Genomic DNA, 14,417 nt, shown 5'->3' with positions numbered 1-14,417 from the left:
GATTTTCATCATTCCTTCACCGGCGCAATATCATCTCTGCACTTCTCATCATTCCTTCACCGGCGTAATAACATCTCTGCACTTCCCCTCAATCCTTCACCGGCGCAATATCATCTCTGCACTTCCCCTCAATCCTTAACCGGCGCAATATCATCTCTGCACTTCCCCTCAATTCTTCACCGATGCAATTACATCTCTGCACTTTTCCTCAATCCTTCACCGGCGCAGTCACTTCCACATGATTTCCTTCGGAATCAACGAACTCCGCAACCCAATTATTCTTTATCCGAGTCAAAGGAAAACAAATTTCTTTTCCCACAAGCTTAGCCTTAAGTTCATCCACACTTTCAAAACTTACACTTGGCAAGCAATTGCTACCGAATACATGCTCTTCGTTCATCTTCTGATATGCAAACAAGCCATACCTGAATCCGCCGATGTCGAAAACGCTGTATATCTCGTCGCGTTCAGTGACAGGGCAGGCAAAAAAAAACTTCGTAGAACTTTACGGCCCGCTCCATGTCTTTTACGCAAATATATAATGAAGTAATCTTGCAATTCATGTCATTCTCCGTGAAAAAAATCATATATAGGCACTTGTCTCTTCCAAAATATCTTTTTCAATTATGTCTCAAGCCCTGCTCGCCCATTCCAATATGGCTGCCTTATCGAACCCATTCAGGTTCTCAGGAATCTCCGATTTTTTGAAGAATCTGTGCTCAATAACCTCTTTGGGGTCCCCTTCGATTTCACCCCTGTATTCTTTGGTCAAAAAAATAATTCCCGGGCCAAAAGTCACATCTCCGTTCGGGTACTCAATAATGCAATCTCGTCCTGAGCAAAGCTTAAAGATTTCGAGTTTTCCGAGCGAAAGCCCCGACTCCTCCCTAACTTCTCTTTTTGCAGCTTCTTCAAAAGTCTCGCCCATTTCCATCGCACCGCCTATCAGTGCCCAGCAGCCGTTGTCACGTCTTTTCTGTAAAAGAATCTCTCCTGCAGCATTTTCAATTATCACTCCGCACGAGCATGACATAATCGGTGCATGTCCGACGTACTTGCGCATCTCCATGATGTAGCCGCGCTCCTTGTACAGCTTGATATAGTCAGCGATTGAAAGTTTTCTTTCTGTTTTGGAAAAATTAGCTGTATCTTTTTCATCAATGTATTTCTCAGCTTTATCAATGAATTTAATAATTTTCTTTATATAACGAGCACCTTTGATAATTCCCATAACAATCGCTGCTAAAATAATCAATCTAAGTATCAAATTGACTATATCCCAGAATATAAGAAACCAATTTGTTGTAACCAACTCTGTTGTGGCCATACCTTTCCTCCCTCCGAACGACAAAACTCATTCCTTACAGCCCACACCATCTTCAGTTCTTACTTATACTTATAATCCCCGAGCAATACGACTTTTGCTCGAACTCAAGCTCAGGAAACGCCTTGCGAAGTTCATCTATCACAAAATAGATTTCATCCTCATCCCAGGCACTGCCGGCCTCTTCTTTGCACTTCTCAAGTTCGCTTCTCGTCTCAAACGCCACATCTCCGATTAGGAGCTTTCCGCCCTCATCAAGAAGATCCTGTAATTCTTTGAAGAAAAAGACCTTCTTCTCATCCGTCAAATGGTGCAACGAATATGTTCCCAAGATAAAATCATACTTGCGCGCACTAAGCTCCGTAACAAGCCCCTTTGAAAAATCGCCTTGATACAAATTCGCATCGGGCATTTTTTCTTTTGCAAGCTCGATCATCCTCTGAGAAAAGTCCTGTCCGTACACGTCACACCCATTCTCATAAAGCTTGGTCGTAAGCGTTCCCGTCCCAAATCCAATGTCCAGAACAGCAGCCTTTTCTTTGTGCATAATCTCATCAAAAATGCCACCAAGAACGCTCTTATATCCCGCAAACGGATAGGTATTTGCCTCCTCTGAAATACCTACCGCCTTGTCATAGCCGTCAGCCCATAAGTTAAATCCCTTGTTGTCTAGCATTTGTTTCCTCCTGTCATTCTCTATAATGTCTTTTTAATTAAGTCTCAGTCCAACTCCGCACAGTCTCTGATCGCCTGCACCACCTCTCGCGGCAGGCACGTAGTCTCCTCTTCCACGTTTTCTTTTACATGCAACCATTCATCATCGGGGAGACTAAAGTCGAACGCGGTCAAAAAATCTTCTTTCGGAAGTTTACCTGTAATCACTTTGGTAAGAACTGTAGCAACCAGATAATCACCGACGGCAGATGCATGAGCACCGTCGCGGTAATAAAGGTCTGCCTCGGGTATATCAGAAAGCATATTCAGCACACGCTCCCATACTTCTCCGATTGGCGCCAATGTCACTCCCTGCTGCTCTGCAATTGCCCTATATCTTTTATTCATCTTTGCCTGATTTTCAGACTTTGCCTTCTCCGCCCAGGTTTCAAAAATAATCGGCTCGGTACCTACTTTTTTACACAACTTGATTATCCTGTCCGCGCACTCTACCGTATCCTTCTCGGGAGGCATAGGATGCGCCTGCTCCTGAATAACACAGTAGTCATACCCGCCATGCAAAATATTAAACCGCACAGCAAAGTATTCCTCTTCCAAGTGCCACTTAAGCGGCCTTGCGGAATATGCAAGTGCAAACACTTCGCACGCTTCTCCCGTCGCATCCTCGATCATGCGCCTTGCAAGCTCCGGCATGTCATTCATATATGTGTGGCTGTTTCCGATAAATAAAATCTTCTTCATTGTTCTTTGCTCCATTATTTCAAGCATAATCTTTTACGTAACTTCTTTTCCGATTAAAAAATATACTTTAAGAAACACATTAAATACTGATACTGCACTCTCAACAAATTCTCTACTGTAAATCCTCTTTCGAAACCTCGATAGACGGGTAATGTTCAAGTTCAGTCAGATTAGCATCAAACGGCGTTGTGTATTCCATATAGAACTTATCCGGATTAGACTTTTGCAATTCATCGAGTTTCTCCTTTATCTTAAGCTCATCAGAAGAAACATAGACAACCGAGACAACACCGACCTTCTCTGCATCTGCGTCATCTTTTTCCACAACTTCGCCGCAGAGAATCATATTAACTTTCTCATTCTTTGAACCGACATCTGCCAGAATCCCATACTTATCGGGCCTTCTATACTTATCGCCCATGATGTCATTTCTTCTGTGCGCACGCAGACTATCAAGGTCAAGCTCAGCGACATACACGCCTGATTCGCCAGAAGCCTCGAATACGCACATATCCCTGACTCCGTCTTCATTCCACGGAACTCCGTCAAAGAGCGTCGAGTGTCCGTTACAGTCAGGATGCCCTTCCGGATAGTTGCAGGTCGCCACAGCAACCATGTTCTCGTAAGCTCTTGTCCTAATCGCCGACAATCTGTTGATTTCCATCGGACAGGCGTTCGGCGCCAAAATAAGCTCTGCGCCCTTAATCATCAGAATCCTGGCACTCTCGGGAAACTCCCTGTCAAAGCAGATCATCGAGCCGATCTTCACGGTTCCTCTCCCAAAATCAAGCTCGGCCGTGTAATAGTCATCTCCGCCCGAAAGCACTTTTTCAAGATCAAACGCACAGGTGTGAACCTTGGAATAATGCAGGATTTCTTTTCCATCTTTATCAAAAATAATCACGGAATTAAGAGGCTTTGGATCATTTGCCTCAAGAAAAGTAATTCCTATTGCCATCTGCAGCTCTGCCGCAAGCGCACGGAATTCTTCTAAAAAAAAGCTATTCTTCGAGATTGCAAGCTTCTTGAGCTCCGCCTTGTCCTGAGGCAGGCGATACCCATCACTCCACATCTCGGGAAAAAGAGCTATATCCGCGCCTTTTTCTTTTGCCTCGGCGCACGCCTTTTTCCCAAGCGCAAGGTTTTCTTCGATGTCTGTCCCTGGATGTATTTGCAAAAAACCTATTCTGATATTCATTTCCCCCTCCATCATTTCTAACCAAAGAAACGCTTTTAATCTGTAAAAATCATATATTAATTCAAAAACATTATCGGACACTTCTTTCCATGCAAAAGACAATAATCGCCTGCTGCACTCTGAGCAGGTTCTTTTTGAATTCATACCCCACAAAATACTCAGAATCAATCACATCATACGAAACCTCTTCGCCTCTGTAAAACGGAGGGCAAGGATTCAGCACTGCTCCGGCATTTGCAAGATCCATTATTTCTTTCGTAACCTGATATTTATTATCGCCGTTAAGCATCTCCGAAGGAAAAGAATCCGTACACACAATATCTTTTCCCACGATTGCATCTCTCAAATTATCAATGCAGTCTGTCTCCGGAATCCGGAACTCATCGGGGCAACTCTGCGTCAAAGAAAATCCAAAAGCTTTCGACGCTTCTTTCCACGCGCGTCCGATGTTCCCGTCGGCTCCGACAAACAGATACTTGTCACTGAGATAATCTTTCCTTATCTGCGAAAGCGAATACAAATCCGTCATCATCTCGCACGGGTGGTTATTATCCGTCATCGCGTTGATAACGGGAACGTCAAGATACTCTGCCATTTTTCCAAGCAGATCAATGTCTTTATGCCGCACTATAACTGCGTCTGCCCAGTTTTGCAAATAACCGCAAACGTCCCTTATATCTTCTTTTTTATCCAACGCACTTGGGTCAAAAAGAATCGTATGCCCGCCCAAAAGATGGATTCCCTTTTCAAACGACACTCGCGTCCTGATGCTGTTTGCAGGAAAAAACATGACAACCGTCTTTCCGGTCAAAAAGCCCTCGTAACGATTGATGTTATCGGCTATGTTAAAGATTTCCCGCAATTCTTCTTTTTTATAATCAGTAAGTCTTAAAAAAGATCTCATTTATTCTCCTGCTGCCGATGCTATCGGTTATGCTTAAATCGCCGCCTCTTACGGATTTCTCAGCATCACTCTGCCATCCACAACTTCAAATCCATACTGCGAATAAAGCTTCTGCGCATCCTTTGTGACCAATATACCTCGAAGCCCCTGAAGTTCCGGCGATGAAACTATGTGTGACACAAGCGCCTTTCCAAGCCCTTTGTTCCTATATTTTTCATCGATTATAACATCGCTCAGATAATAGTTTGTCGCATAATCGGTGATAATCCTCGCAAATCCTACGAGATTCTCTGCCTCCTCAAGGTACAAGCCATAGCACTTGGAATTCTGCACAGACTTCTCAATCTTTTCCACAGGGCGCTTATCTGCCCAATACGTCGTCCGAAGAAGTCGCACGATATCATCAAGTTTCATTTCGTTTATATCTTCAACTATTCTGTACTCCATGCGCTGCCCTCCTTGCGAAGATTACTTGAAACCTTTTCTCTCCTGCGCTTTATCTATAAGATCATGCGCTTCTTCAAATGCTCCGAAAAGATAATCTGCATGCCATTCTTTTCCCACTTTTTCCTGCTTCTTTATCTCTGTCCAGGCGGCATGAAGTTCTTCCTCAGTCTCAAACTTTACATCGGTGAAAACATGCGGATGCCTGCGTTCCATCTTATCTGCAACCGTTTTGACCACGTCTTCGAATGTAAAAAGCCCTTCTTCCTCAGCAATCACCGAATGAAACATTACCTGAAGCAAAAGATCTCCAAGCTCTTCCTTGAGGTTCTCCGCATCACCGGTCTCATCAAGTATATTGATTCCACCGATAACCTCCGCAGCCTCTTCTATACAACCTGCTTTAAGACTTGTATGCGTCTGTACCTTGTCCCACGGGCAACCGTTCTCGCTTCGAAGTGTTTCTACTATTTTCTTTAGTCTTTCTATTTGTGATGTATTCTTCATATCCTTAGGATGTTCTCGCTTTCTCTGTTGCCGCCATTATCATGTCTGCTATGATTCCATAATGCTACTATACTGTCATCGCCAGTGCTGTCATGCAATCCTAGTGCTGCTGTCATCAAATAACTCGACTTTTTACGCAGAATAAATTGTTATTTTGTGAGACGAAGGAATGAGTCGTACCGGGCGGTACGACGATTGACGACAACGAAACAAATAACAATTTAGGCAAGTAATAAAGTCGACTTATTTGGTGACAGTAGCACTAGCCGATACTACAATGGCATCATATTCAATGATATTATGCCACTATCATAGCGTGCTATATACATACTCACCATTATAACAGCAATGTGCTGTAGCGCACCTTCATTTTCACAAATTTTCCTCATCACAGATAAGATTTTCATTGTCACCGTACACTTCCATCGCGAACCACCCGTACGGTGCGTTTTTCGTCTTTCGCACCGTACATTTCTTCCACAGCTTTTCTGTGCGGTGCCTATTTGCTTTCCCGCACCGCACACATTCTCCGCAGCTTTTCTGTGCGGTGCCTGTTTGCTTTTCCGCACCGCACACATTCTCCACATCTTTTCTGTGCGGTGCCTGTTCGCATTTTCGCACCACACATATCATCCACAGCTTTTATGTACGGTGCATTTCTCAACTTCCGCACCGTACACTTCCTTCATATATCATCCATACGGTGCCTCTTTTCTTTTCCACACCGTACAATTCCGGAGAAATCTCCTCAAATTCAATTGAAAAAGCATTTCGCTCGCGAAATGCTGCGCGCTAGCGGTATTGCAAAGCAATTATCTACCATTCCGCGAGCTGCGCAACCCTGCGGAGCTTTTATATATCATAGGAAAGCACTTCCTATGATATATAAAAGCTCCTCGCAAAAGATTTCTCTTTCCGAAGAGCCATACACATCCATATTTCATTAACAAAACAAATGGCGTAAGCACTCAACATAGCCGCATAACAGCAAGAACTCTCCTGCTGCCAAATGCAGCCGCACCACAGAAGAACCTTCCCCTTCTACCAGATGCGCTACATCACGGCAGGAACTTCCCTGCTGCCAGATACAGCGCATACCAGTCATGATGAGAAAGCTCAACTTTTGTGGCATCGCACGCATCATTGATGTGATCGACATTCATTGTCCCGATGATTGCCTGCATCTTGGCGGGATGGCGAAGAATCCATGCAATCGCAATTGCTGTTTTGGATACATGCTCGCGATCCGCAATTTCTGCAAGAGCCTTATTAAGCTCGGGATAATCGGGATTGTCGATAAATGTTCCGCCAAACATACCGATCTGAAGCGGTGACCACGCCTGAATCGTAATGTCATTCAATCTGCAATAATCAAGCGCACTTCCGTCTCTGTTTATAGACATATCCGTTGTCTTGTTATTCATGTAAAGCGACTGGTCGATCAGTTGCGACTGCTCAAGTGAAAGCTGCACCTGATTGATGACAAGCGGCTGCTTTACATATTTTTTCAAAAGTTCAATCTGCATAGGCATCAGATTACTTACACCGAAACGGCACACTTTACCTGCTTCCTCAAGCTCATCAAATGCCTCCGCAACTTCTTCAGGGTCAAACAAAAGGTCCGGCCTGTGCAAAAGAAGTGTATCGATATATTCGCATTTAAGTCTGCCAAGAATACCGTCAACGCTCGCTATAATATTCTCTTTTGTCCAGTCAAACTCAGATCTCTCGGGGCAGATGCCGCACTTACTCTGAATGAATATCTTTTCCCTCTTAATTCCTGTGAGCGGAAAAGCCTCTGCAAAGCGCGTTTCAGCCTCTCCCATTCCATAGCATGTCGCATGATCAAAATAATTGATTCCGCGCTCGTGGGCAGTTTTTATAACCTTTGCGGCTTCCTCTTTCGAAAGAGAAGGCATTCTCATGCACCCCTGAATAATAGCAGATGCGTTCTGTGGTCCGTTCATTATGTCAATGTATTTCATCGGTGATCCTTTCTGTCTCTGTGCAGATTTCCTCTATGAATCTTCAAATATCATCACAAAAATCCGCCAAAGCGTTTCACATACAAAAAGCTTTTCCGGATTTTTTTCAAATTTTCTTAGAATGGCGCTGTATCAGGGTCTGTCTCATATCCTACGCAGCCCTTAAGGTCGGCGATGCGCTTAACATCAGCTTCCTCTAGTTCAAAATCAAACACCTTGAAGTTCTCTTCAATTCTTTCGGGTGTAACCGACTTCGGAAGAGGAAGATATCCCATCTGTATGCTAAAGCGAATGCAGATCTGCGCAATGCTCTTTCCGTATTTTTCCGCAAGCTCTTTCATCTCGGGAACATCAAAAATCTTGCCTGTTCCAAGCGGGCTGTACGCTTCAAGAATCATTCCTTTTTCCCTGCAGTATGCGACAAGCTCATCCTGCGTAGCTCCCGGACAAAGCCTGATCTGATTCACCATCGGCTTGATCCTTGCAGTCTTCATGAGCGCATCGATGTGGTGCTGCTTGAAATTACTGATACCGATCGCACGCACTTTTCCCGCTTCATAAAATTTCTCCATCGCTCTCCAGGTCTCGGCATTTGCCTCCTCCCAGCGGTCTCTGAACATAGCCGGATTGGGCCAGTGGATCAAAAGCAGATCGACATAATCAAGCCCCAGCTTTTTTAATGATTCGTCAAAAGAGCTGACGGTAAGCTCATAGCTATGCTTATCGTTCCAGATCTTGGTCGTAACAAAGATATCCTCTCTCTGTAATTTATTGTCGATGATTCCTCTTCTGATGCCCTTGCCGACACCTTCTTCATTTCCATATACCTGCGCCGTATCAATATGACGATACCCCGCATCTATAGCACTTTTCACGCTTTCAACAGCAACATCACCCTCAGGTGTCTGCCAGGTTCCGAATCCTATGCAAGGAATTCCCACGCCGTTTAAAAGCTTGTAAACTTCGTTTTGCTTCTTCATATCTCGCCCTCCGTTAAAAGAATAGCCTTCATTTTCCACATAACTTTTATATTGTAGCATTTCTACGATACCGCCACTTATCATATTCTGCGATATTATCTGTCATTTTTTGATGTAAAAAAAGCAGATATCCAACAGATACCTGCTTCCTTCGCCATCATTTATATTTTTTTCTGACACTCACCTTGCTTTTATTATCTCCTCCGCCATTCCAAACAGCTCATCGGACATTATATTCTCATCAAATGTCATTATGGAATATCGCACATCACCCATTTCAAAAACTACGCTTGATACATAATATGTCTCACGTTTATCGCTGCCAATACTGATAAAAAAGCACAGCCTCAATCCTGAAGCTGTGCTCTTACTTTTTTAGAGCTTAACTGAGTAAGAATTTCCAATATATTATCGGGCTCTTCCGCAAAAATACTTGCTCCTATCTCTTCCAGATAAGCCTTATCTCTAAAGCCCCACAGCACCGATATGCACGGAAGATTCGAATTCTTTGCCGTTGCAAAATCAACCTCAGAATCACCGATGTATACCGCTTCTTCAGCAGAGCTTCCAAGTTCATCCATTGCTTTTACGACCATATCCGGCGCAGGCTTTCTCTTTATCCCGTCCTGCTCTCCGATCGCAACTTCAACCACTTCGGAAAAGAACTTCTGATTCAGCTCTTTTACCGCAGAATCAATCTTGTTGGAAACAATGGCCATCTTGTAACCGCGCTTTTTAAGTTCTCTCATAAGCTCGATTATGCCCGCGTAAGGTCCCGTCTTATCAAGGCAGTGCACATCATAATGCTCCTTAAATACCGGCACCATCTCGTCTATCACATCCTGCGAAGTTCCTTCCGGTACCGTAAGCTCGATTGTCTTCCTTATGCCGTTTCCAAACGCGCGCCTATAATCTTCGAGCGTCCTCTGTGGAAATCCGAATTTCTCCATTGTATAATTTACGGACGTCGTCAGATCATCAAGTGTGTTCAACACCGTTCCGTCCATATCAAAAATTACTGTGTTAATCTTGCTCATAAAACTTGTTCCTTTTTCAGTTGTAAACATTCATCATTCTGTATCTTATGATGTGATTCTGTTTCTTAAATTGCAACCTAGCATTCTTTTTTGTATTGTTGGTTGACTCAATTTGACACTTTCTGCTTTTGCAGTCAATTCATCTTAAAATGTCAGCTTCCGCTTACCTTAAATCAGCACTTTTCCATATATACAAAAGTCAGCTCATCCGTTACTTCTTTTTGCCCGAATATCTTATAACCGCATTTCTCGTATAACCTGATATTATCGACACTTCTGGTAGATGTAAAAAGCTCAAATCTTTTATTCGGATGTAATTCTTCAATTGCCTTCAAAAGAGCTGTTCCATTCCCAAGGCATCTGTACTTAGGATGAACCATGAGCTTGCCAATATATACTGTGCCATTTTCTACATAGGCACGGACTGAACCGATGATGGTACCATCTTCCGCCACCATCTTCAAAATTCCCCCCGTGTTGTATTCATGCTCAACCTCCTCAAGCGTCTGCTTAAGAGGAGGAATATCCTGTGTTTTAAAAAGTTTTGCCTCACTCTGATACGCGAGATACTGAAGTTTTAATATCTCATCCAAGTCTTCTTTAAAAGCTTTACATATTTTCATCCTACCACCTTTTTCCATTCATCACGTGTTATCGCATATGCATATGAGATTTCATTGTGCGGATCGGGGTATTCTTTTATCTTCTTCATACCGTTCGCAAGCGCTGTAGAATATGAGCCGACGTTGGTATACTTCATATAAGAATACAAAATATCATAGTCAGTATTATTAAACGCCCAGTCCCTGCAGGCGCGGGCGGCCTCTTTGGCATACCCTTTGCGCCAGTATTTCTTGTTTATGTGATATCCGATCTCGGGAAGCTGCTCTCCATCTATATTCTGAATAGTTATCCCGCAGTCACCGATAAATTCTCCTGTCTCTTTCAGCTCAATAGCCCATAGGCCAAAACCGTATTTTTCATAGTTATCCAGATTCCATGTGATCCACTTCTTTGTCCACTCTTCATTATACGGCGCAAGATAATGCTGCATAGTCTCAGGATCTGACAAAATCTCATAAAGAGCATCGAAATCCTCCATGGTGTAGTTTCTAAGTCGTAGTCTGTCTGTTTCAATCATCTTGTCAGTCCTTTCCTTTTGGTCCCAAGGGACGGGGTTTGTGGCTCATTATTTCAAAAATGAACCACTCCCCCGTCCCCCAGGTTCATTTCCCAAATAGCATATCTGCTGCCTTCTCAAGTGCTCTTCGCTCCTCAACGTCGTCGTAACCGCTTTCCTTATCATCAATGCCTTTTACAATATCAACGGAATACAGCCCGTCGCGGTTACAGTAGAAAAAAAGCTTCTTAACTCCGCGAATCTTGAATCTCGCTTCAGCCCTGCCTTCCGGATAGAGCTTTAATAGCTGCATGTCATCTGACGATACCGCTGCCGCAAAAGAAATATAATGCTCCTTCGTCATTTCATGGTCAAACCGCACGTAATACTCATCCTCAACTCGTTCGATAAAGACCATATGCTGCTCATCCGAAGTCTCTGCTTCAAGCGGCGTAAGCTGAATCCCATGGCACTGAATCACCGACTCTCCCATACTATGGATCACATTCCCGCAAACGGGGCACACATAAAACTTGGACCTCATCATATTTGCAGAAACATTCTCATTATGAATGGTGTTTCCGGAAATAAGTTCCGTGATTGACACTCCAAATGCATCCGCAATCGGCTCAAGTAACGTGATATCAGGATATCCCTTTCCTGTCTCCCACTTAGAGATTGTCTTGTCGCTAACTCCCAGCTTATCAGAAAGCTGAAGCTGTGTCATTTTATTTTTTTCGCGCAGTTCCTTGATGACTGCACCTGTAACATATTGATTCATTTTCTTTTACCTCCATGTACCGATTGTAAATCTGCACATAAAGCTACCACCACCTACGTATCGTAGAGTTCCGGAAATGCGCCACGAAAACTTATCAATAAATCGTTTAGCCGGTATCTATCGTAATTTCGTATACAACAGAAGCTTTTTCGCTCCTTTTTCAAACTATTATAGCGAAAAGACATCTATCTTCGGAAATAATTTCACCTTCACGAAATAATATTCCCACTGAAATATTATTAATTTTTGCATGGATTATTACCCAAAATTCCTTTGGCAAAATTGTACACATTCTACAAAGTTACATAGTATCGGTACATCTATCTAACCATTTTTCACATGTTTTAGATGCTATTTTTGTGCAATATGCAATACAGCATTGCATACATTGCAAAAATTGCTGTAACATTTTTTCATAATTCGAGTCATAATTAACGATAAAATCGGCAATTTCCACCTATACTATTTCCCCAAAACATGGTATCTTTATATCAATTTGTATGAGGAAAATGAAAATGAGAAAAAGCTATTTATCTATTGTGCTGATTGCTACACTTGCACTCACCGCATGCGGTACAAATGCAAGTAATGCCACGAATGTCACTTCCATATCAGTCGAAGATATGCCGCTTAGTGCAGAGCCAGCAGACGATACAACTTCACAGAATAACACAATAGCTGCAAACACATTTAAATTTAACGAAAATGTTTTCTCAAAAAAAGCCGCTACAATTTATGGCGAAAAAACAAAGGCTTCATTTTTCAATTTATGTAAAGCATTGAAATCCGGGGAAGATACCTTCGAATGCCCTGATGAAGCTACATACATAGAATGTATTGAAGGAGATCTTTTAAGCCACTTCTTCCCGGCTGCGGTATCATGTATTTCAGCCGATCAGACAACCGGATTCGAAGACGGAGTTGGAAAGATTAAATACAATATCACAAAGGATGAATTTCATTCCCGAGAGAAAGCATTTGAAGATAAAGTTATTGATACGTTAAATGCAAACGTTGATCCAAGCTATTCCGAATTTGAAAAAGCTTTGAACTTATATGTGTACATCTCACAGAACTTCGTATATGACTACGAGATGTATGAAGACTACTTAGCCGGAAAAGCTGACAACATTGGAGCTTACAGAGCTTTAATGGATAACAAAGGCATAAGCCAGGAGTTAAGCGACCTTTACTCCTATCTTCTTTTACAGTGTGGCGTCGAAGCCGACGTCATCAGTGGATATAATATTAACGGTGACCATCAGTGGAGTTTTGTTTCCATAGGTGGAAAAGATTATCATGTCGATCCTACACAGGGACTCAGTAGCCCTGATTTATTTGATGATAACACACCTTTGGACTATTTCTTAATGACAGACAATACCCGTGCTGAGAGAGACGGTTTTTCAGATTATTATCTTTGTGGTAGCAATTCTCTCAATGTTCAGGCAACAGACGATAAGTACTCTACCCTTACAGGCGGATACTTCCTTAAGCTTGATTGTAACCGCAACGTTTTAACTTACGGCGGATACGACGGCGGCGGAGTTCAGGAATTCCGTTATGATGACTGACAAAATAACAATGTACTTTAAAAGCTGACAGGTTTTAATTCCTGCCAGCTTTTTTGTTACTTAGAATCAGCCCCAATTATTCTTATCTTTAAAGTTCTTCATCTTCTTTGCCCACTTTGATATTTCTTTTTTCTTAGCGTAATTTCGCACATTCTCTCGTCCCAGATTCCTATACAGTTCCAATCTTTCTTCAGACAGCTCTCCTCTTTCAATCGCTGCCCTCACCGCACATCCGGGCTCAGATTCATGTTTGCAATCGCTGAATTTGCACATGCATGAAAGCTCAAGAATATCTGAAAAAGTATTGTCAATTCCTTCTTCAGTCTTTGCCATTCCAATCTCTCGCATACCCGGAGTGTCGATTATCGAAACTCCGCTTGCAAGCTGAATAAGCTGTCTGTGCGTCGTTGTATGTCTTCCCTTTGAATCGGACTCTCTGATTTTTCCGGTCTTCATCACGTCATCACCAACTAAAGCATTTAGAAGCGTTGATTTTCCCGCTCCCGAGGAACCCAGAAGACATATTGTCTTTCCGGGGATGAGATATTCATTAAGCTCATCCAGCCCTATGTCATAAATCGCAGAAATAGCATGTACTCTGACTTTGTCGGATATGGATTCCACCTCTCGCACATACCTTCCGACATTACCGCACAGATCTGACTTGGTAAGCACTACAACAGGCACCGAGCCACCCTGCAGCACAACGCTGACATATCTCGCTATTCTGTTGTAGCTATAATCGTCATTTAACGATGTCACAATAAACGAATAATCTGCATTTGCAACCATATACTGCATAACACCTGTCTTTGCCTGATCGGGTCTTTGCAAAAAACTCGTTCTCTCACAGACAGATGTGATCACGGAATCACCTATCGGGTTGTAATTAAATGTGACATAATCTCCGACTACAGGGAGCTTTTCAGGATCCTCCCCGCGCAAATTACCTTTAAGCCTTGCAGTAACATCTTTTCCTTCAAAAATTATCGTATAATTGCTTCTTTCAACTTCCGAAATTCTTCCAGTAAATATATTATTATTCAATGTTTTGGTCTCCTTAATTCTTCTGACTTATATTTTTTAAAAAGCCTGCACCTCCGTCCTAAAACGGCAGGCTCCTAACTTTCACACCTCCGTTCCCAGA

The 14,417-nt window shown here is 42.8% G+C and carries 17 protein-coding genes; 1 reads left to right on the top strand and 16 read right to left on the bottom strand.

What is annotated here, in order from left to right; all coding sequences use genetic code 11:
* Positions 1-208: 208 nt before the first annotated feature.
* The 15 genes from CD00_RS20980 to CD00_RS16715 form a co-directional block, all read right to left on the bottom strand.
* The gene (locus tag CD00_RS20980; protein ID WP_330370263.1) at positions 209-367 is read right to left on the bottom strand and encodes a hypothetical protein; all 159 of its coding nucleotides are present in this window, start codon (positions 365-367) and stop codon (positions 209-211) included.
* 264 nt (positions 368-631) lie between these two features.
* The gene (locus CD00_RS19665) at positions 632-1,327 is read right to left on the bottom strand and encodes an NUDIX hydrolase (protein ID WP_081811802.1); all 696 of its coding nucleotides are present in this window, start codon (positions 1,325-1,327) and stop codon (positions 632-634) included.
* A gap of 52 nt (positions 1,328-1,379) precedes the next feature.
* On the bottom strand, positions 1,380-2,000 hold the full coding sequence (locus CD00_RS0101105; protein ID WP_026654237.1) for a class I SAM-dependent methyltransferase: 621 nt from the start codon (positions 1,998-2,000) through the stop codon (positions 1,380-1,382).
* Positions 2,001-2,044: 44 nt separating this feature from the next.
* Positions 2,045-2,740, bottom strand: a complete 696-nt coding sequence (locus CD00_RS0101100) for a hypothetical protein (protein WP_034461896.1) — start codon at positions 2,738-2,740, stop codon at positions 2,045-2,047.
* 112 nt (positions 2,741-2,852) lie between these two features.
* Complete coding sequence (locus tag CD00_RS16720) at positions 2,853-3,938, bottom strand: carbon-nitrogen hydrolase family protein (RefSeq protein ID WP_242838897.1); 1,086 nt, start codon at positions 3,936-3,938, stop codon at positions 2,853-2,855.
* A gap of 70 nt (positions 3,939-4,008) precedes the next feature.
* The gene (locus tag CD00_RS0101090) at positions 4,009-4,842 is read right to left on the bottom strand and encodes an ornithine carbamoyltransferase (protein WP_026654235.1); all 834 of its coding nucleotides are present in this window, start codon (positions 4,840-4,842) and stop codon (positions 4,009-4,011) included.
* A 48-nt stretch (positions 4,843-4,890) separates the two neighbouring features.
* Positions 4,891-5,289 (bottom strand): GNAT family N-acetyltransferase, encoded by a 399-nt coding sequence (locus CD00_RS0101085; protein WP_026654234.1) that lies wholly within the window; start codon positions 5,287-5,289, stop codon positions 4,891-4,893.
* Between the two features lie 21 nt (positions 5,290-5,310).
* Positions 5,311-5,793: a MazG nucleotide pyrophosphohydrolase domain-containing protein gene (locus CD00_RS0101080; protein WP_034461895.1), complete on the bottom strand. Its 483-nt coding sequence runs from the start codon at positions 5,791-5,793 to the stop codon at positions 5,311-5,313.
* Between the two features lie 1,058 nt (positions 5,794-6,851).
* Positions 6,852-7,778 carry an aldo/keto reductase gene (locus CD00_RS0101070; protein WP_026654231.1) on the bottom strand — a complete coding sequence of 309 codons (927 nt, stop codon included), beginning with the start codon at positions 7,776-7,778 and terminating at the stop codon, positions 6,852-6,854.
* A gap of 116 nt (positions 7,779-7,894) precedes the next feature.
* Positions 7,895-8,758: an aldo/keto reductase gene (locus tag CD00_RS0101065; RefSeq protein ID WP_026654230.1), complete on the bottom strand. Its 864-nt coding sequence runs from the start codon at positions 8,756-8,758 to the stop codon at positions 7,895-7,897.
* 180 nt (positions 8,759-8,938) lie between these two features.
* On the bottom strand, positions 8,939-9,109 hold the full coding sequence (locus CD00_RS20000; RefSeq protein ID WP_185750361.1) for a hypothetical protein: 171 nt from the start codon (positions 9,107-9,109) through the stop codon (positions 8,939-8,941).
* Positions 9,106-9,795 (bottom strand): HAD family hydrolase, encoded by a 690-nt coding sequence (locus CD00_RS0101055; protein WP_026654229.1) that lies wholly within the window; start codon positions 9,793-9,795, stop codon positions 9,106-9,108. Before CD00_RS0101055 ends, CD00_RS20000 begins: the two co-directional genes overlap by 4 nt.
* 173 nt (positions 9,796-9,968) lie before the next feature.
* A complete protein-coding gene (locus tag CD00_RS0101050; RefSeq protein WP_026654228.1) occupies positions 9,969-10,418 on the bottom strand; it encodes a GNAT family N-acetyltransferase in 450 nt (149 codons plus the stop codon).
* Positions 10,415-10,936, bottom strand: a complete 522-nt coding sequence (locus CD00_RS0101045; protein ID WP_026654227.1) for a GNAT family N-acetyltransferase — start codon at positions 10,934-10,936, stop codon at positions 10,415-10,417. Before CD00_RS0101045 ends, CD00_RS0101050 begins: the two co-directional genes overlap by 4 nt.
* A gap of 85 nt (positions 10,937-11,021) precedes the next feature.
* A complete protein-coding gene (locus tag CD00_RS16715; protein WP_081670579.1) occupies positions 11,022-11,696 on the bottom strand; it encodes a helix-turn-helix domain-containing protein in 675 nt (224 codons plus the stop codon).
* Between the two features lie 515 nt (positions 11,697-12,211).
* On the opposite strand from CD00_RS16715, the gene CD00_RS0101035 reads away from it, so the two are divergent.
* Positions 12,212-13,270 (top strand): transglutaminase domain-containing protein, encoded by a 1,059-nt coding sequence (locus tag CD00_RS0101035; protein WP_026654226.1) that lies wholly within the window; start codon positions 12,212-12,214, stop codon positions 13,268-13,270.
* Between the two features lie 66 nt (positions 13,271-13,336).
* On the opposite strand, the gene rsgA is transcribed toward CD00_RS0101035, so the two are convergent.
* A complete protein-coding gene (rsgA, locus tag CD00_RS0101030) occupies positions 13,337-14,317 on the bottom strand; it encodes a ribosome small subunit-dependent GTPase A (RefSeq protein ID WP_051199055.1) in 981 nt (326 codons plus the stop codon).
* Between the last annotated feature and the right edge of the window lie 100 nt (positions 14,318-14,417).

This window comes from Butyrivibrio sp. AE3003 (assembly GCF_000686065.1).
Lineage (GTDB): Bacteria > Bacillota > Clostridia > Lachnospirales > Lachnospiraceae > Butyrivibrio > Butyrivibrio hungatei_A.
Note: the sequence above shows the minus strand (reverse complement) of the source record. Positions and strands in the feature narration are given on the sequence as shown.